This is a genomic window from Desulfobacula sp. (assembly GCF_030611305.1).
GTDB lineage: Bacteria > Desulfobacterota > Desulfobacteria > Desulfobacterales > Desulfobacteraceae > Desulfobacula.
Genome location: NZ_JAUWQB010000066.1, coordinates 1 through 18705 on the forward strand (window position 1 = coordinate 1; position 18705 = coordinate 18705).

The 18705-nt window shown below is 41.0% G+C and carries 19 protein-coding genes and 2 tRNA genes; 15 read left to right on the forward strand and 6 right to left on the reverse strand.

Annotation, left to right across the window (positions count from 1 at the left end; translation table 11 throughout):
* Positions 1 to 66: 66 nt before the first annotated feature.
* From hslU to QAI40_RS12445, 13 genes are all read left to right on the forward strand, one after another.
* A complete protein-coding gene (hslU, locus tag QAI40_RS12385; RefSeq protein ID WP_304511654.1) occupies positions 67 to 1464 on the forward strand; it encodes an ATP-dependent protease ATPase subunit HslU in 1398 nt (465 codons plus the stop codon).
* Entirely contained in the window at positions 1461 to 2339 is an 879-nt protein-coding gene (argB, locus tag QAI40_RS12390) for an acetylglutamate kinase (RefSeq protein WP_299981535.1), read from the forward strand. Before hslU ends, argB begins: the two co-directional genes overlap by 4 nt.
* Positions 2340 to 2376: 37 nt before the next feature.
* Complete coding sequence (locus QAI40_RS12395; protein WP_299981537.1) at positions 2377 to 3549, forward strand: acetylornithine transaminase; 1173 nt, start codon at positions 2377 to 2379, stop codon at positions 3547 to 3549.
* An 18-nt stretch (positions 3550 to 3567) separates the two neighbouring features.
* Entirely contained in the window at positions 3568 to 4479 is a 912-nt protein-coding gene (argF, locus tag QAI40_RS12400) for an ornithine carbamoyltransferase (protein ID WP_299981539.1), read from the forward strand.
* Positions 4476 to 5855, forward strand: a complete 1380-nt coding sequence (argH, locus tag QAI40_RS12405; protein ID WP_299981541.1) for an argininosuccinate lyase — start codon at positions 4476 to 4478, stop codon at positions 5853 to 5855. The genes argF and argH overlap by 4 nt, the downstream gene beginning before the upstream one ends.
* Complete coding sequence (locus QAI40_RS12410; RefSeq protein ID WP_299981543.1) at positions 5855 to 6286, forward strand: hypothetical protein; 432 nt, start codon at positions 5855 to 5857, stop codon at positions 6284 to 6286. The genes argH and QAI40_RS12410 overlap by 1 nt, the downstream gene beginning before the upstream one ends.
* Before the next feature lie 2 nt (positions 6287 to 6288).
* Positions 6289 to 6798, forward strand: coding sequence for a 2-amino-4-hydroxy-6-hydroxymethyldihydropteridine diphosphokinase (gene folK / locus QAI40_RS12415; RefSeq protein WP_299981545.1), 510 nt, complete (start codon positions 6289 to 6291; stop codon positions 6796 to 6798).
* 1 nt (position 6799) lies between these two features.
* The gene (gene fsa, locus QAI40_RS12420; RefSeq protein ID WP_299981547.1) at positions 6800 to 7444 is read left to right on the forward strand and encodes a fructose-6-phosphate aldolase; all 645 of its coding nucleotides are present in this window, start codon (positions 6800 to 6802) and stop codon (positions 7442 to 7444) included.
* Positions 7445 to 7450: 6 nt separating this feature from the next.
* A complete protein-coding gene (pgsA, locus tag QAI40_RS12425; RefSeq protein WP_299981549.1) occupies positions 7451 to 8017 on the forward strand; it encodes a CDP-diacylglycerol--glycerol-3-phosphate 3-phosphatidyltransferase in 567 nt (188 codons plus the stop codon).
* Positions 8018 to 8083: 66 nt separating this feature from the next.
* Positions 8084 to 8158, forward strand: a tRNA-Gly gene (locus QAI40_RS12430).
* A 10-nt stretch (positions 8159 to 8168) separates the two neighbouring features.
* Positions 8169 to 8243: transfer RNA gene (locus QAI40_RS12435), tRNA-Cys, on the forward strand.
* 219 nt (positions 8244 to 8462) lie between these two features.
* Entirely contained in the window at positions 8463 to 8741 is a 279-nt protein-coding gene (locus QAI40_RS12440; RefSeq protein WP_299981551.1) for a type II toxin-antitoxin system RelE/ParE family toxin, read from the forward strand.
* A 64-nt stretch (positions 8742 to 8805) separates the two neighbouring features.
* Complete coding sequence (locus tag QAI40_RS12445) at positions 8806 to 9111, forward strand: HigA family addiction module antitoxin (protein ID WP_299981553.1); 306 nt, start codon at positions 8806 to 8808, stop codon at positions 9109 to 9111.
* A gap of 178 nt (positions 9112 to 9289) precedes the next feature.
* Here QAI40_RS12445 and QAI40_RS12450 read toward each other — a convergent pair whose 3' ends face one another.
* Together QAI40_RS12450 and QAI40_RS12455 are read right to left on the reverse strand one after the other, a co-directional pair.
* Complete coding sequence (locus QAI40_RS12450) at positions 9290 to 10450, reverse strand: sensor histidine kinase (protein ID WP_299981555.1); 1161 nt, start codon at positions 10448 to 10450, stop codon at positions 9290 to 9292.
* The gene (locus QAI40_RS12455) at positions 10447 to 11475 is read right to left on the reverse strand and encodes a response regulator (RefSeq protein WP_299981557.1); all 1029 of its coding nucleotides are present in this window, start codon (positions 11473 to 11475) and stop codon (positions 10447 to 10449) included. The genes QAI40_RS12450 and QAI40_RS12455 overlap by 4 nt, the downstream gene beginning before the upstream one ends.
* 142 nt (positions 11476 to 11617) lie before the next feature.
* Between QAI40_RS12455 and QAI40_RS12460 the strand changes: the two genes are divergently transcribed.
* Positions 11618 to 13174, forward strand: coding sequence for a penicillin-binding protein activator (locus QAI40_RS12460; RefSeq protein WP_299981559.1), 1557 nt, complete (start codon positions 11618 to 11620; stop codon positions 13172 to 13174).
* Positions 13175 to 13297: 123 nt separating this feature from the next.
* Here the strand turns inward: QAI40_RS12460 and QAI40_RS12465 are convergent, their stop codons facing one another.
* The 4 genes from QAI40_RS12465 to QAI40_RS12480 all read right to left on the reverse strand — a co-directional run bounded on the left by QAI40_RS12465 (position 13298) and on the right by QAI40_RS12480 (position 16745).
* Positions 13298 to 14683, reverse strand: coding sequence for an ATP-binding protein (locus QAI40_RS12465; protein ID WP_299981561.1), 1386 nt, complete (start codon positions 14681 to 14683; stop codon positions 13298 to 13300).
* Positions 14684 to 14852: 169 nt separating this feature from the next.
* Positions 14853 to 15176 carry a type II toxin-antitoxin system RelE family toxin gene (locus tag QAI40_RS12470; RefSeq protein ID WP_299981563.1) on the reverse strand — a complete coding sequence of 108 codons (324 nt, stop codon included), beginning with the start codon at positions 15174 to 15176 and terminating at the stop codon, positions 14853 to 14855.
* Positions 15160 to 15387, reverse strand: coding sequence for a type II toxin-antitoxin system RelB family antitoxin (gene relB, locus QAI40_RS12475; protein WP_299981565.1), 228 nt, complete (start codon positions 15385 to 15387; stop codon positions 15160 to 15162). Before relB ends, QAI40_RS12470 begins: the two co-directional genes overlap by 17 nt.
* Before the next feature lie 218 nt (positions 15388 to 15605).
* Complete coding sequence (locus QAI40_RS12480) at positions 15606 to 16745, reverse strand: ATP-binding protein (RefSeq protein ID WP_299981567.1); 1140 nt, start codon at positions 16743 to 16745, stop codon at positions 15606 to 15608.
* A 208-nt stretch (positions 16746 to 16953) separates the two neighbouring features.
* Between QAI40_RS12480 and QAI40_RS12485 the strand changes: the two genes are divergently transcribed.
* Positions 16954 to 18369, forward strand: a complete 1416-nt coding sequence (locus QAI40_RS12485; RefSeq protein WP_299981569.1) for a Fic family protein — start codon at positions 16954 to 16956, stop codon at positions 18367 to 18369.
* Positions 18370 to 18705 lie beyond the last annotated feature (336 nt).

Consider the following 18705-nt stretch of genomic DNA (forward strand, 5'->3'; position numbering starts at 1 on the left):
TTGCTTTGTTGTCGTTATTTTGAAAAATAACGACAACAAAGCAAGCCTGACCCCGTAAGGGAAATAATGAAAGATTTAAAACCGGAACAGATTGTTACAGAGCTGGACAAATATATCATTGGTCAGAATGATGCCAAAAAATCAGTTGCCATTGCCCTTAGAAACAGATGGAGAAGGCGGCAGGTTGACAAAGATCTTCAAGAAGAAATCGCCCCGAAAAATATTATATTGATTGGCCCAACGGGTGTGGGAAAGACAGAGATAGCACGACGGCTTGCCAATTTAGCTGATTCTCCTTTTTACAAGGTTGAAGCCTCAAAATTTACCGAAGTTGGATATGTCGGCAGGGATGTTGAATCCATGATCAGGGATATTGTGGAATTGACGGTAAACAATTTAAGGGCAAGGCAGCAGGAAGAAGTCCAGGGAAAAGCCGCTGAAATTGCCGAAGAAAGGATTCTGGATATTTTGCTGCCACCGTCTTCCCAAACTGGTGCTGTTACTGGTGCACCTGTTGGCGCACTTGTTTCAAATGACATTGACATCATTGCAACCGGGCAGAAAGATGAAGAGAGTAAGCCCAAAGCATCCACCCGGGAAAAACTGAGAAAGATGCTTAGGAGCGGGAAGCTGGATTCAAGACAGATTGACCTTGAGGTGCAAGCCAAATCTTCTCCCATGGTTGAAATTTTTTCCAATGCCGGAGTTGAGGAGATGGGAATTAATGTCAAGGACATGCTGGGAAACCTGATGCCCAAAAACACCAAACGTCGCAAAGTAAAGATTAAAGATGCCATAAAACTTTTGACAGGGGAAGAAGCCGCCCATCTTGTGGACATGGAGCAGGTAAAGACAGATGCCGTAACCATGGTGGAACAGTCCGGGATTATTTTTATAGATGAAATCGATAAAGTCGTGGGCAAAGAAAAAAGTTATGGGCCTGAAGTCTCAAAAGAAGGGGTTCAAAGAGATCTTCTGCCCATTGTTGAAGGAAGTTCCGTGCCAACAAAATATGGAATCGTGAAAACAGACCACATCCTGTTTATTGCTTCAGGTGCATTTCATATTTCAAAACCGTCAGACCTGATCCCGGAACTCCAGGGAAGGTTTCCCATACGGGTGGAGCTCGATTCTCTGGGTGCCCATGAATTTACAAGAATTTTAACAGAACCTAAAAATGCACTTGTGCTTCAATACATTGCCCTGCTAAGAACAGAAGGTGTGGAAATTGAGTTTACGCCGGATGCGATTGACAAGATTGCAGCCATTGCCGTGGAAGTCAATTCCACAACAGAGAATATCGGTGCCAGAAGGCTTCATACCATTCTGGAAAAGCTGTTGGAAGATATTCTTTTTAAAGCACCTGATATAGAAGAAAAAAAGATTGTAATTGATGCATCTTTTGTGGAAAAGCAATTGATGGATATTGTTGAAAATGAAGATTTGACAAGGTATATCCTATGACAAACAGTGTTGCTGACATACTCATTGAGGCGCTCCCGTATATAAAAAGATTTTCCGGCAAGACCATTGTAGTTAAATACGGCGGTCATGCAATGGTGGATGAAAAATTGAAGAAGGATTTTGCCAACGACATCACCTTGTTAAAATATATCGGGGTGAATCCGGTTGTGGTTCACGGGGGCGGACCTCAGATCAATAAAGTGTTGGATTCCATGGGAATTACGTCTAAATTTGTCCGGGGTATGAGATATACCGATGATGAAACCATGGATGTGGTTGAGATGGTTCTGGGCGGCAAGGTCAACAAGGACATTGTTGCAGGGATTAACCGGCAGGGGGGAAAAGCTGTGGGGCTGACCGGAAAAGACGGGATGTTGATTACAGCAGAGAAGATGACCATTCTTTACCGGGAAAATGAAAATAAACCGCCTGAAATTATAGATCCCGGCATGGTTGGCAATGTGTCAAACATTAATCCTGATATCATTCATACTTTGACGGTCAAAGGATTTATTCCCATTATTGCACCGGTGGGCGTGGGTAAAAATGGTGAAACCTATAATATTAACGCCGATCTTGTTGCATCAAAAGTAGCGTCAGCTTTGAATGCAGAACGTCTGATACTTGTAACCGATGTGGATGGTGTGCTGGATGCGGACAAAAAACTGGTTTCTTCTGTGGATGCAGCAGTCATTCAAAAAATGATTGAAACAGGGCAGATTAAAGGCGGAATGATCCCCAAGGTTGAATGTGCTTTGGATGCGTTAAAAAACGGTGTGAAAAAGTCGCACATTATCAACGGGAAACTGTCCCATGCCGTGCTGCTTGAGCTGTTTACCGATTCCGGTATCGGTACTCAGGTTTTTGTGGACTAGACTTTAAATATAGTCTTTAAATACAAGAGGGTTAAACGTGGATTCGATTAAAAAAACAGATAATTTTGTGTTTCAAACCTATCTGAGACAAGGCAAAGCATTTGTCAGGGGTGAGGGAACATCTCTCTGGGATGAGGACGGGAAAGAATATATAGATTTTTTAGCCGGGATTGCAGTCTGTAGTCTGGGGCACTGCCATCCGAGAATCACGGAAGCGATTAACCGGCAGGCATCAACTCTTGTTCATGTGTCCAATCTTTTTTATACCATGCCCCAGGCAGATCTGGCATCAAAATTGTGTGAGAAAAGTTTTGCAGACCGGGTATTTTTTGCAAATTCAGGTGCAGAGGCCAACGAAGCGGCCATAAAACTTAGCAGGCGGTATTTTCAAAAAAGAGGGGATAAGAACCGGTTTAAAATTATCACCATGGAACAATCCTTTCACGGGCGGACCATGGCAACTTTAACCGCCACCGGGCAGGACAAGATCAAAGAGGGGTTTTATCCGCTTCTTGAAGGATTTTCTTATGTTCCCTTTAATGATATTGATGCGTTGAAAAACGAAATCGATGAAACTATCTGTGCCGTCATGCTTGAACCGGTTCAGGGCGAAGGCGGCATCATTCCTGCGGACCCTGATTATCTGAAAGCTGTCAGAGACCTTTGCAATGATAAGGGAATCTTATTGATTTTTGATGAGATTCAGTGCGGCATGGGAAGATGCGGAACTCTTTTTGCCCATGAGATTTACAATGTAATACCGGATATCATGACCCTTGCAAAAGCCCTTGGCAACGGGCTTCCCATCGGCGCCATGCTGGCAACCCAGGATGCTGCAACCGGGTTTGATTTTGGCAGTCATGCCACAACCTTTGGCGGGACACCGCTTGCCACGGCAGCCGCTTTGGAAGTGGTGAATATTATCAGTGAAGAAACGTTTTTAGATCAAGTCCGTCAAAAAGGCCAATATTTTAAGGACAAACTTGAAAAACTCAAAGAAAAACATTCAAGAGTTGTGGATGTCCGGGGAGAAGGTCTTTTGCTTGGTTTGGAAGTGGATAAGGATGCGGGCTTTTTTGTTGGGCAATTAATGAAAAAAGGCTTTATAATAAATGGAATTCAGGATAAAGTTCTAAGGTTTGCGCCACCGTTGATTATTGAAGAAAAAGAAATTGACAGGCTGATATCTGTATTGGACAGCCTGTTGTAATTTAGGAGACGACTTGTTTTGAAAAAAGATTTATTATCTCTTTTAGACCTTGAAAAAAATGACTTTGAAAAATTATTTAAACGGGCGATTCAGCTAAAGAAAAGATATGCCAGGGGGATCCCTGATAAATTATTGACCGGAAAGACCTTAGGGTTGATCTTTGATAAAAAATCCACCCGGACAAGGGTGGCGTTTGAAACAGCAATGATCCAGCTTGGCGGGCACCCCATCTACATGAGCACACATGATACCCAGATTTCCAGGAATGAACCGGCCAAGGATACGGCAAGAGTCCTTTCCAGATATATTGACTGCCTTGCCATGAGAACCTTTGATCACGCTCTGGTAGAAGAGTTTGCGAAAAGTTCAACCATACCGGTGATCAATGCGCTCACCGATTCTTTTCACCCCTGTCAGATTTTGAGTGATCTCATGACCATTATCGAACATAAGGGCGGATACAAAAACATTCGAATTGCCTGGGTGGGAGACGGGAATAATGTGGCCAATTCCTGGATCAATGCCGCAAGTGTTCTAGGGCTTGATCTGGTTGTGGCCTGCCCGGACGATCACAGGGTTAACCCCGAAATCATTGAGTCGGCATTGGTAAAAGCGAAAACCGATATTGAGTTTACAAATGATCCCGGAGAGGCGGTTAAAAATGCAGATGTGGTCTATACAGATGTCTGGGCCAGCATGGGGGATGAAGATGAATTGTCTAAACGGATCATTGCCTTTAAAGGATTTCAGGTAAATAAAAGTCTTTTATCCGGTGCAAAGGATGATGTGCTGGTCATGCATTGTCTGCCGGCTCACCGGGGTGAAGAGATTGCAGAAGATGTTCTTGAAGATAAAAATGCAGTCTTCTGGGATCAGGCAGAAAACAAAAGACATATGCATAAAGCCATTCTGGAAAGTTTAATACAATGAATGAAAAACTTTGGGGCGGAAGATTTTCCCGGAGCACGGACAAACTGGTTGAAAAATTCAATGCATCCATAGATGTTGACAAGCGGCTTTACGACAGTGACATTGAAGGAAGCATTGCGCATTTGAAAATGATGGCAAAGGAATCCATCATTACCCGGGATGAGGCAGATACCCTCATTGCAGGACTTGGAAAAGTAAAAGAGCAGATTGAGAACAATGAAATTGAATTCTCAGCAGGCCTTGAAGATATTCATATGCATATTGAAGATGCATTGGGGAAAGTTGCCGGGGATGTGGCAAAAAAACTCCATACCGGACGAAGCAGGAATGATCAGGTTGCCCTGGATGTCAGAATTTATTTGAAAAAAGAGACAAGATTAATTATTAATCTTTTGGCCGGGTTTCAAATAGCTCTTGTCAAAATGGCCCAAAAGCACCTGGATGTGATCATGCCAGGATATACCCATCTTCAAAGGGCTCAGCCGGTATTGTTCTCCCACCATCTGATGGCATATTATGAAATGTTTAAACGGGACATTGAAAGATTTGAAGACTGCTTTAAAAGAATTGATGTCATGCCCCTGGGTGCGGCAGCACTTGCCGGTACGACTTATCCCTTGAACCGTGAATTCACCAAAGACGTGCTCTCATTTTCAAAAGTGTCAGACAACAGCATTGATTCTGTGTCAGACAGGGATTTCGTCATGGAGTTCATCTCCCATGCATCCATTACCATGATTCATTTTTCAAGGCTTTCCGAGGAATTGATTCTCTGGTCTTCGTCTGAATTTTCTTTTATTACCATTTCAGATTCTTTTACCACAGGATCAAGTATCATGCCCCAAAAGAAGAATCCCGATGTGGCAGAGCTTGTAAGGGGTAAAACCGGAAGGGTTGTGGGTAACCTTGTCTGTATTCTTACCCTGATGAAGTCTTTGCCCCTGGCATACAATAAGGATATGCAGGAAGACAAGGAGCCTTTGTTTGATACAGTGGATACGCTCAAAATCTGTACGGATGTTTATACCCGGATGTTTGAAAATATAAAGATTCATAAAGACAGAATGGTTGAGGCCTGCAAACAGGGATTTTTAAATGCCACAGACCTTGCCGATTACCTGGTTTCAAAAGGAATGGCCTTCCGGAATGCCCATGCAGTGGCAGGACAAGCCGTTGCCTATGCCTTGAATCTGGGAAAGGAACTCAATGATCTGACCCTTGAAGAGTTTAAAGATTTAAGTGATTTGATTGAAAAAGATGTCTATGAATTTATTACCATCGATAAAATGATTTCAAGACGGATTTCCTATGGGGGAACCGGTTTTGATAATGTTAAAAAGGCAGTAAAGAAAGCAGCAGGGGAGCTTGGGTTATAATGAAAAACAAGAGAGCCGCCATTCAGTTTTTAATGGTATTGTTCAGTGTCATCCTCCTGACTTTTTTAGGATGCGGTATAAAAGGCCCTCCATTGCCTCCTGAAATAAAAGGACAGAAAATCGCCGCACCATTTGATTTAAAATATACAGCCGGCGATAAGGAAATCACACTTTTCTGGAACCATAAAATTGATAAAGAGACGGCTGCTGTAAAACCCGAAGGTTTTGAAATATTCATGGGCAAAAAAACATTTGAAGCCTGCGAAGGATGTCCTTTTGAGTTTAAAATGATTAAATTTGTTGCCATGCCTTCCATGGAATTTTCCACTCAAATAGAAAAGGGATTTAAATATTATTTCAGGGTTCAGGCAACAGGTGATGACAATATGAGAAGCGAGTATTCAAAAACGGTTCAATTTGAGTATAAATAAAAATGGATCGGCATATTGTTTATTTAAGTATCGGCTCTAATATTGGAAACAAAAAAAAGAACCTCAAAAATGCCATAAACCTTTTACGAAATCATGATAAGATTGATGTGGCTGGCGCATCACCTTTTTATAAAACCCAACCGCAAAATTATACAGACCAGGACTGGTTTGTAAACGCAGCCTTGAAAATAAAAACTCTGTTGGACCCGCAGGAACTGCTTGCTGTTTTAAAGGCAGTGGAAAAAGATTTGGATAAGGACGGGAAGCCCTTCAGGTTCGGCCCCAGGATTATTGACCTGGATATTATTTATTATGATGATTTGATTCTCAAAACCGAACACCTTGGAATTCCGCATCCAAGAATGCACAAAAGGTGTTTTGTATTAATACCCATTTGTGATATAGGAGCTCATACGATTCATCCGGTTTTAAATTTACGATCAGATGAATTATTAAAAAAATTAGAAAAACAAGAAACCCAGAAGGTTATCCCTATGGATAAGGAGGCTTAAAGTGAAATTTTTTATAGATACGGCAAATATTGACCAGATTAAAGATGCCAATGATATGGGCATGGTTGACGGGGTAACAACAAATCCTTCTTTGATTGCAAAGGAAGACGGAGAGTTCAAAGAAATTATAGCTGAGATTTGTAAAATCGTAAAAGGTCCGGTCAGTGCGGAAGTTATCAGCCTTGAGTATGACGGCATGGTAGAAGAAGCCAGGGACCTTGCGAAAATAGCAGATAATATTGCCGTTAAAATCCCCATGACGGTTGAAGGCTTAAAGGCCGTAAAGACCCTTTCGGATGAAGGGATAAAAACAAATGTAACACTGGTTTTTTCAGCACTTCAGGCATTGATGGCGGCCAAAGCAGGTGCCACATTTGCAAGCCCCTTTGTCGGCCGGCTGGACGATCTTGCCCAGGAGGGAATGGGGCTGATTGAAGAGATGGTTCAAATTTATGCCAATTATGATTTTGATACCCAGATTATAGTGGCCAGTGTCAGAAGCCCGCTCCATGTGCTGGATTCAGCCCTTCTGGGTGCTGATATTGCCACCATTCCATACGGGGTTTTGAAAAAACTTGCAGGCCATCATATGACAGATAAAGGAATTGACGCCTTTATGGCAGACTGGAATAAAAAGAATGGATAATTTAAGATGACCGGGTTTGATAAAATAAAAAAAATTATCCTGACACCCAATTTCATGACCATATCCAGGATCATTGCAGTCCCTGTGATTGTGATACTCTTAATGGTTGAAACAAAAATCACAACATTCAGTGCCGCCGTACTTTTTTCTGCCGCAGCCATTACAGATTATCTTGACGGATATCTTGCCAGGACAAAAGGGCTGGTTACAAAATTAGGTAAAATTCTTGATCCCATGGCAGATAAACTTCTGGTTTCTTCAACACTGGTAATGCTGGTGTCCTTAGGGTTTATGCAGGCCTGGATTGCCTGTGTCATTATTGGAAGAGAACTTGCCGTGACCAGTTTAAGATGTGTATTAATTGAAAATGGTCAGGATGTCGCAGCCTCATGGCTGGGTAAATACAAGACCGGTTTTCAGATTGCAGCGATTATACCATTGACCATACATTACAGCTATATAGGAATCGACTTTAATTCCATTGGACTGTTCTTTCTTTACGGCGCATTGATTTTTACAGTGTGGTCCGGGCTTGATTACTTTATTAAGGCCAGAAAATTCCTTTCATTTTAAGGTTGATATCAAATTTGATATTGACAAATTCAATGGCGGAGTATATAAATCTTTTTTGTTTATTGAGCGGGAATAACTCAGTGGTAGAGTGCGACCTTGCCAAGGTCGAAGTCGCGGGTTCAAATCCCGTTTCCCGCTCCATATAAAACAAGGCGGCTTGGCCAAGTGGTAAGGCGACGGCCTGCAAAGCCGTTATTCTCCGGTTCAAGTCCGGAAGCCGCCTCCACAAAAATTACAAGGGTTTTGGAAGTTTTCCAAGGCCCTTTTTTATTCAGCAATAGTCTCTAATAAGGTTGAATAGCCGTACTCGTATTTTATTATAACTTTATTTTTTATACATTTTGTCTTGACAACTCCATTTATTAAACACTATATTGTAACCATGGGGGTTACGAGGTTACAAACCACAACAAACCTATAACAAAAGGAGGCAGCCAAAAATAGAGTGATTAAAACATTTGTTCATAAAGGTTTAAAAAACTTTTTTTATAAAGGAACAAAAAAGGGAGTTGACCCGAATCACACCGAAAACTTAGGCGATATTTTAGACAGACTTGACGCAGCAAGTAACATAAAAGACATGAATTACCCAGGATCTGGTTTGCATTTGCTGGAACCAAAAAAAGATAAAATTTATGCCGTTTCCGTTTCCGGAACATGGCTAGTAACCTTTAAGATGGTAGATGGCAACGTCTATATTATTGATTACAAAAATTATCATTAGGAAAACAATTAAACAAGTAGAGTCTCAAAGGGCTTGAGGCTCTACAAAATAAGGGAAATAAAAAATGAGAAGGCAGCGAAAACCGGCCCATCCTGGCCGAATTTTGAGAAAGCATTACATAGAGCCTTTAGATTTGACAATTACTAAGCTGGCTGAAACGTTGAATGTGTCAAGGAAGGCTTTATCCGGCATTATTAACGAGCATAAGAGTATTACACCGGACATGGCCTTGAGGCTTTCTCAGGCATTTGATACCACACCGGATCTGTGGGCAAACTTGCAGAAAAATTATGACATGTGGTGTGCAAAAGAGAAAGAGACCGGCTGGCAGGCTGTACCAAAAATTGATATGCTTGCGGCTATGGCTTGATATAGTAGGCTATGACCCTGTGAAGGGTCCCCTCTGGACCGGTTCCATTTCAAATGACTATAGCGAAGGTATCTGTTTTTATGGTTGTATTGATTCGTGTCTGATTCGGATACCGGCAACCATGCCCCAAATTTATTGGGTTTTGGAAGTTTTCTGAGAGCCTTTTTTTATACAGTTTTTAGCTCTGATTAATTGGCAGAACAAAGCTGAACCTGCTTCCTTTACCGTCTCCATCACTTTCTATCCAAAGTTTTCCTTTGTGGAGTTCCACAAGCTTACGGCTCATTGCAAGCCCCAGCCCGCTTCCATCGAACAGCCTTTTTGAGGACGTGTCTCCCTGTTCAAATATGGAAAAAATCCTTTCCCGATCTTCGGGTTTAACGCCAACCCCAGTGTCGGATATGGAAATTTGAAGGAAATTCTTTAGCTCTCCGGAACCCGGAATTTGTAACTCGGAACCCTTAATTGTTTTTGCGGCGAGAATAATCGAGCCCCCGGTGGGCGTGAATTTCAAGGCATTGTTTAAAAGATTAAGGACAATATGTTTAAATTTATCCTGATCCGCAGTGATGGGCGGCATATCCGGTTGTACGTCTAATGTCAGGGCAATTCCTTTTTTATCGGCAGATGCTGTGACCAGGTTCACTGCGTCCTGCAACTCATCATTCGTGTCGAATTCTGACAGTTTCAGTTCTATACGCTGTGTTTCGATTTTTGAAAGCTCAAGAATTTCATTTATCAATTTTACAAGGTGTTGCCCGCTTTCCAGCACATTATTGGTGTATTCCATCTGTTTTTCATTCAGTTCTCCGTGGGTCTTGGCTTTCAGTAGTTCGGAAAACCCGATAACAGTATTGAGCGGACTGAGAAATTCGTGGCTCATATTGGCAAGAAATCGACTCTTGGCCATATTGGCTGTCTCTGCCTCTTCCTTTGCACGCTGAAGAGCAGCAGCCACTTTTTTCATTTCAGCCATTTCCTCGATACGGCGTTGAAGTTCTTTGTTGGCGTCCTGAAAATTATTCATCATGTTGTTGAAAGAGTTTGTAATCTCGCGCAGATCGCCGGCATCTTTTTGTACATTCACAACATATGGCTCTCCACGCTCCGCCGTTTTCATTATATTTTGGATACTGAGTATCCGGTCAAAGACCTGCCTGAGTAATACCATTCCACCCAGAATGAGACACAGGGCTGCCAGAATAATTAGAAGATGATTAGTCTCAAAGGAGAGTTCTTTTTGAAAATAAATATAAATACCAGAGAGGACGGGTATGAGAAACACCAGTGCCTCAATGATAAAGAGTTTTTGTTTTAATGGACTCTCTGTATTTTTCATCGGGTCACCTTAAATACTTCTATGGGGTTGCTTAATCCCTTTAACATCTTTTTTCCAATGGACTGGAAATGGAATTGCTCCTTATTAACAGATGCCAGGGTTGTTTGGGTAAGCAGGACTTCAAACTTATCGGCAAGTCCACAAAGGCGAGCTGCAATATTGATCGTGTTTCCGATAACGGTATAGTCCCTGAATGATTCATTCCCTACGTTACCAAGATAAATTTGACCTGTATTAATGCCGATACCCACATAAGGAAAATCAAGTTCTTCATTGTATCCTGGTTTTGACAACGCATGGATAATTTCAAGAGCACATCTAAGGGCGTTATCAGCCATATCCGGGCCCTCAAATACAGCTATGACCTCATCACCGTTGAGCTTCTCGATAATGCCCTGATATTTTTCAATAATTTCGAGCTGCGTTCCAATATTGATGTTCAGTTTAGCAAATACATCTGCCGGGGTCATTCCCTCTGAAATTTGGGTGAATTCCCGAATATCGGAAAACATAATAGTCACATATGCCTCGCGATTCTCAGGTTCCGGGTGGTTGTGAATTTTGTTTTCAACCATTTTCAGTGTTGGCAAAGAGACATATCGAGACAGCTCTGTTTTAGCCTTTGTCAATTCGTCATATAGTGATTTTACACGCAAACAGGACTTAATTCTTCCCAGCAATTCTGCCATGTTAAACGGTTTGCGGATATAGTCATCCCCGCCCGCATCCAGACCCTTTATGACGTCTTCTTGTTCGAGTTCACTTGCAGTTATGTAGACGATAGGGATATAGGGTAAAGATTTATTTTTTTTAATCCTGCGGCATACTTCATACCCGTTCATTTCAGGCATCATGACATCCAGCAGGACCAGGTCCGGAGGGTCATTGAAGACTTTATTAAGCGCTTCTTCACCGCTTTCGGCAGAATCCACAATATATCCTGCCGAAGTAAGAATGGCATCCAAAAGCTCGATATTCATTGGACGGTCATCTACAACCAGTATTCTTTCAGTCATATGTTTCATACCCATCCTAATTGTTTCCGACACTGATATTCGTTCTTGTAAGAAAAGCCGCCATATGTCATATTCATCATACAATAGAATAGAATGTTGCGATTGTAAATAAATAACCATTTTAGATCATAAAGGTATTGTGAAACGGTATTTGGGTAATAAGACTTTTATTGCACTCATCAGCATTTATTTTATTGTTTTTTATTCCTGTGCTCAAAAAAAGGAAATCATTAATATTCCCCCCCTTCCTGTGATTGCGTCTGATTTGATAAGTCCGGAAATCTGTAATGAGCAGAATCAGAAATTGATAGAAATTGAAAAATTGTTTTCAAAAAAAAGCTTTGATAAAGCCTTGGATACAGGGACTGCAATACTTGAAAACCCCTGCTCTGTTGAACACTATATAAAGGCACTGGAATGGGTTGGTGATGTTTTCAATGCACGGGGGGAAAAGACGAACGCATTTCACTTTTATAGCGAAGCCCTTGAATATCTGGACCGTAAAACGAGCAAATCCCGGGTCCGGGCGCTGACAAAAAAAATAGCTGAGGTTACGGCATTAAAAAAAATAATAAAAAAGACTGCGTTCAAAAAAAATAAAATAGGTGTTTTACTGCCGTTGACCGGATATTATCATTTAGCAGGCCATAGAGTACTCGACGCCATTAAACTGGCCGTCAACAAATTTAATGATACGCAAAGCACCATGGTTTTTCAGCTTTCTGTTAAAGACACTGCCTCTGATTCGGCCGCTGCTGTAAAGGCGGTCAAAAAGTTTGAAAAAGAAAAGGTTTCCTGCATTATCGGACCCATGATAACCGTTCGTTCTGCTGCGATTGAATCAAACAATCTGGGTATTCCCATGATGGTAATGTCTCAGAAACCTGATGTGACCAGGGCAGGTCAATTTATTTTAAGAAACTATATGACACCGGCCATGCAGATCAGAACCGGGATATCCTATTTTCTGGATAATTACGGATTTACCCGGTTTGCCATTTTATACCCCAATGAAAAATACGGCATGGTATTTAAAGCCGCATTTATCGATGTTATTTCTCAGTATGATGCCGAATTGGCCATAATGGTTTCATATGAGCCGTCTCAAACAGATTTTTCCGATCAGATCCAAAAATTGATTACCGGATATCAAAAGTTTGATGAAAATGGTGAATATGTGGATCTGGAAGAGGATGAGGTAAAGAAGCGAAATAAAATTTACAGGGCAAAGATTGATTTTGATGTATTGTTTATCCCTGATACGGCAGGCATGGTCAATATGATCGCACCGCAACTGAAATATCATGGTATCGACGTACAGCTCATGGGAACAAATCTCTGGAATTCACAGAAGCTGCTGCCGGCAAAAGATTATGTCCAGACAGCAGTTTTCCCGGACGGGTTTTATCCGGATTCTAAATCAAAAAGAGTCAAGGATTTTATTTCATCCTATTTTAAAGCCACAGACAACTTTCCTGAATATACTGAAGCCATCGCCTATGACACCGCCATGATTATCATGAATGCCCTGTCTTCTCCAGCAGTCAGTTCAAGAAAGGACGTGGTAAAGTATCTTCAGTCAAACACGTTCAGCAGGACAATCACCTGTCCCACGTCTTTTGACCCGCAGGGTGAACCCGTCAAACCACTTGAACTGTTCCAGGTGATGGGCGATGAAATTAAATTAATCAGATCTTGTGATGATTAAAGTTTAAGTTCCTTACAAAACGTTTCCACAGGCAGTACTCTTACTCCATACGAAGGGCGTTCCATGGCATAGCTATAATTTTTTACCACCCAGGATTCAAACAAGGCGCCACGAAACGGGATGTTAATAATGGTCTAAATAATCCTCAATAATGATTTTCAGACGTTCAATCAGGTACAAAGGCAGAGACATTAAGGGATAGTTAATTTTTTTGCGTTGTTTGTTCAGGTTAATAACCGTATTTATCTGATGGATAGACGGCAGGGATGCATCAAAGCGAATGGCAAGCGGTGCCTGTTTACTGCCCATAAATTGATGTAAAGATTTCAGTTTTCCTGCTGCGCCTGCTTTAACTTCTATTGGAATAACAGCACCGGCTATCCCGATCACAAAATCCAGTTCAGCATTAGATGAGCGGCCCTCACGCAGCCAATAAGTCAATTCTCTGTTTGGCGTATCCGAAAGCAGGGTTTGTAAATGTTGTCCTACAAATTGCTCAGCCATAACGCCTTCGTTAATTAATTTTATATCATCCATTTGGGAAACAACACGCCAGTCCAGGCCACAAACAGCATTCATCAAACCTACATCCAGGAAGAGTGTTTTATAAACTTTTTCATTAATATCAGCCTGTAGCGGCAGACCTGAACAATGGCTGTGAGTCACTTTTCCGATAACCCGTGCCATGGACAGCAGTTCAAGATCTTTTTTTATGGTAACACTTTGATCCTGCAGTGAAATATTACTATATTTTATTTTCTGCCCCACATTTCTTGCAACAAAATTAAAAACATTAAGCATCCTGTGAAGATTTCTCGAGCCTGCATATTTGGGGAAATCTTCTCGATAGGTTTCGATTATGGAATTATGAACCTGACTGACATCTTTATAACTTTGATTGTCGGCAAAAACAGCTACTGCTTCCGGCATTCCGCCAATATAGTAATAAGAGCGCAGTAAATTTGATAAACGTTGATGTGCAATTTCACCGATTTCCTGACCATATCTGTAATTCATTACAAAGGACTGAAGCTTTTCCTCGCCAAGTGCACCAAGGAATTCAGTGAAAGTCATCGGCCCCATATGAAGATACTGTATTCTTCCGACAGGCATGGAAAAAGAATGATCAGACAAGGTGAATTCCAGTAAAGAGCCTGCACTCACAATCGGAAGTTCAGGTTTGTCTTCATAAAAATAACGCAACGCCGGGATAGCTTCCGGGACTGCCTGTATTTCATCAAGAAACAAGACAGCTTCTTTATTGACACTCTCCATGTTCGGCAGAAATTCAATTTGCTGAATAATCTGGTCCGGGTCTTTACCGGAAAATATTTGCGACAACTCCGGATGACGCTCCAGATTTACATTGAGTAAAGATTTTTTATGTTTTTTGGCAAATAATTCCACTAAAGTCGATTTGCCCACCTGTCGGGCACCGCGAATAATAAGTGGCTTACGATTTTTGTTATTCAGCCAGTTATCAAGAAATTGTAATTGTTGTCGTTGCATTGATAAGACACATCCTTAATTTTTGTTCATTATAGACACTTAAGATATCATAAAATATGAGATTTAACAAACCTTGATTATTATTTTACGGGTGTGTTTCAATAAATATATTATGAATTTACAGGTGTTTTTTTCATCCGGGACTGTTATTTGATATTTTTTACTTTTTTTACTTTTTAAGATCAGAAAAAGATACAATTTTTTGTGCTTCTTTTGGCTCTTTAAATTTTTTATAAACGTCTTTTCTGTTAGCAATCCTAACCACTAAAACAAGCAATTTATTTTCTTGAATGTCAGCAATGATGCGAAATTGACCGACACGAAATTTCCAAAATTTCCTTAGATTTTCTTTAAGGCGAATCGCTTTTTCTCTGGGATCGTCTAAAAGTAACACTTCTTTTTCCAAAAAATCTAAGATAGCTTTAGAATCCTTTTTATCAAGTTTCTTAAGCTCTTTCTTGACTTTTGGTATAAAATTAATCGTCCAGGCCAATCTCTGTTCTCATTTCATCTAAAGAGATTGTCTTTTCTCCACTTTTCTTAAATTCTTCAAGTGCAGTTTCAGCAAGATAAATATCTTCCAATTCATCAAAATGTCTGTTGAAAAGTTCTTTCACGTAAAAAGTCTTTGGCCTGTTTGTTTTTTTTGCAAGATAATCCAGCCTCTTCATATAATCATCTCGCAATCGTACGGATAAAGCCATTTTATTCTCCTTTTTTTAAACTTTCCAATAGTAATACGCGTATTATGTGTATTACAAATATAATTTATAAAAATATCTCTGTCAAGAATAAAAAACATTGAATTGACATATGGAAGGGTACGGGAAAATCATCGGGAAGCCTTCAATAAAATGGTAGTGGATGCCTTACAGCACCTGCATGAGGGAAGCGATACCTGGACTGGCTCCATACAAGCCGTTCAAGGAAGTCCAAGCTCCTTACAAAACGTTTCCACGGGCAGGACTCGCACCCCGTTTTTTTTATAATCTTTTGTGCCCTGGTGTACCTGGTAAAAATCAGGTATATGTGTCCTTTCTTTGAAATAGAAAAGAGAAGGGTTGATACTTTTTTCTCCTGTTTTGCATTCTACCGCAAACATGGGAACCCCTTCTTTTAATACAACAAAATCAATCTCCCGTTTATCAGTATCCCTGAGAAAACGAAGTTCCATGCAAAAACCTTCTGTATCCTCAATAAAATGGCAGTACTTTAAAAGATGTGAGGCAATAAAATTTTCAAATCTTGGACCGGGATCGTCCAAAAGAGACCAGTCCCATAAATATAATTTCTGTTCTTTTTTAACTGCACGTATCTTTGGAGGACCATATGGCGGAATCCGAAAGCAATAATACATCCTTTCAAATATTTTCAACCAGCGTTCAACGGTTTCGTGGGCAACCTGAAGTATCTCCTTGAGATTTTTTACAGACAAAGGTGAGCCGACCCTGTTGGGAAGCTCCCGGGCAAGCAATTCAAGCATGCTGATCTCTTTTATGTTTTCAAGATCTCTGATGTCTTCATAAATAACCCGCTGAAGTCTCTCCCTCTGCCATCTTCTCCAGAATTTTTCCTCTGCCTTTAATAAGGGTTCAGGAAAACCGCCAAATTTTAATAAAACTTTAAAATCTTTTTTACCAGGGTCAGGATTCAGCTCTGTAAGGGAAAACGGATGCAACCGGTAATAATGATATCTTCCCTGGAGGGAGTCTCCTCCTTTACTGTAATAATCAAGTCTTGCCGAGCCTGTAATAATAAATGATATCTCAGATTTATTTGTATCGTAAAAACCTTTTACAAGGTTTCGCCATCTGGCATATTTATGTATTTCATCAAGAACAATATTTTTTTCATTCGACGGCAATTCTCCTTTTAACAATGAGGCTCTTATTGAAATATCATCCCAGTTCAGGTATGCGGGATGGCTTTCGATTGGTTTTGGTAAAAACGTCAGAGCAAAGGTGGCTTTCCCCACCTGTCTTGGACCGCCAATAAAAACCATTCTGGTTTTAAGGTCATTTGTCACCTGGTTTTTAATATATCTATGTCTGAATTTTGTCATAGTATAATAGATATAACACGATTTTTGTCATGAGTAAAGTAAGGTGCGTGTGATTAATAGGCTGCATATTTCTTGGTCACTCCACATCAGGTTACACTTATTGTAATTTAGTGTAGTTCCTTACAAAACGTTTCCACAGGCAGTACTCGCACCCCGTTTTTTCATTATTGCGCCACAATATTTGTTTTATGTGGCGCAATTATGAAAAATGTGCCATATTGTTATCATGTCAAAACATATACCACAAAATGAGTTAGATGCTGTTCTGAGAGCAGTCGGCCAATTTACTGAAGGCGCGTCTATTAAAGATATTAGCGCTGTCATGGAAAAATTGTTACCACGCAGGACTCTTCAGCGCCGTCTGAGACAACTTGTAGCTCAGAAGAAGCTGGTCCTGAAAGGCAGGGGCCGAGGCAGCAGATACATTGAGAAAGTAAAAGTAGAATTAGATGCTACATTACCCAGTCTTAAAGTAGAGTCTCATGCCGAGGCATATATTCCCGTATCCCGGGAAGGAGAGCAAATTAAGCAGGCGGTTCGCAAACCGGTTCAGAACCGTCAGCCAGTCGGATATAATAGAGAATTTATCGATGATTATATTCCCAATACTACCTTCTACCTTTCTCTTGAGATTCGGCAGCGGCTTTATGAAATGGGACAATCGTCGGATGATCATCGGCCGGCCGGGACATATGCACGGCAGGTATTTAATCGTATTTTGATTGACCTGTCATGGAATTCAAGTCGTCTGGAGGGTAATACCTACTCATTGCTTGAAACAGATCGTTTGCTTGAATTTGGTGAGGTCGCCGAGGGAAAGCAGGCGAAAGAATCACAAATGATTTTGAACCACAAGGCTGCTATCGAACTGTTAGTGGAACAGGCCCGGGAAATCGGGTTCAACAGCTATACAATTTGCAATCTTCATGCGCTTTTATCGGATAACCTGCTGGCCGATCCAAGGGCGTGCGGGAGGTTGCGCGCCATTCCGGTTGGAATAAGCGGGACAGTTTATATTCCCCTGGAAATGCCGCAGTTGATAAAAGAGTCTTTTTTAAAAGTGCTTGAAAAAGCCACTGCAATTGAAAATCCGTTTGAACAGGCTTTTTTTGCAATGGTTCATTTGCCGTATCTCCAGCCATTCGAAGATGTGAACAAGCGGGTTTCGCGCCTGTCTGCAAATATTCCTCTTATTCGAGACAATTTATGCCCCCTTTCATTTGTTGATGTGCCTGAGAAAGCCTATATTGACGGACTGATGGGGGTGTATGAACTCAATAGGATTGAGCTGCTCAGGGATGTTTTTATATGGGCATATGAGCGTTCCTGCGCCCGCTATTCAGCTGTACGCAGTTCACTTGGAGAGCCCGACCCTTTCCGGCTTCGTCACCGCGCACTCATTTTTAATGTTGTCAATGATGTTGTGCATGGTGTTATGAATAAAAAGATGGCCGTGTCTTTTATAAAACAGAGTGCAGTTGAAAAGATTGAGTTAAAGGAACAGGAGCGTTTTGTTGAAGTTGTAGAAACGGAATTGATGGGCCTGCATGATGGAAATATTGCCCGTTACCGCATTCGTCCTGTAGAATATGAGAAATGGAAAATAACATGGACCGCACAATAATGCGCCGTCGTTTACGATGCAGAGTTTAATATTGACTACATCTCAACAAAATAACTTTCCCATGAAGCCAAAATCGTTTCTTTTGTCAGTTTTGGTTTTTCATCCCGGTATGCATGGTTAAAAAGTCTGTCCTGCGTTCCAAAGGAACAATCCTCTCAATTATCACGTGGCAAAGTGTGTTTAGTAATAGATCATGATTGCAAAAAAGTTCAAGGCAGCGTTAATGTTGAGAGCCAGTTATGGGCGGTTCGGATTTCAGCACCATTTGGAAATGTTTTTTCCTTTTTTAATTCTTTGACAACCTGAACCATTTTTAACTGTGGGAAAAATTTTCTG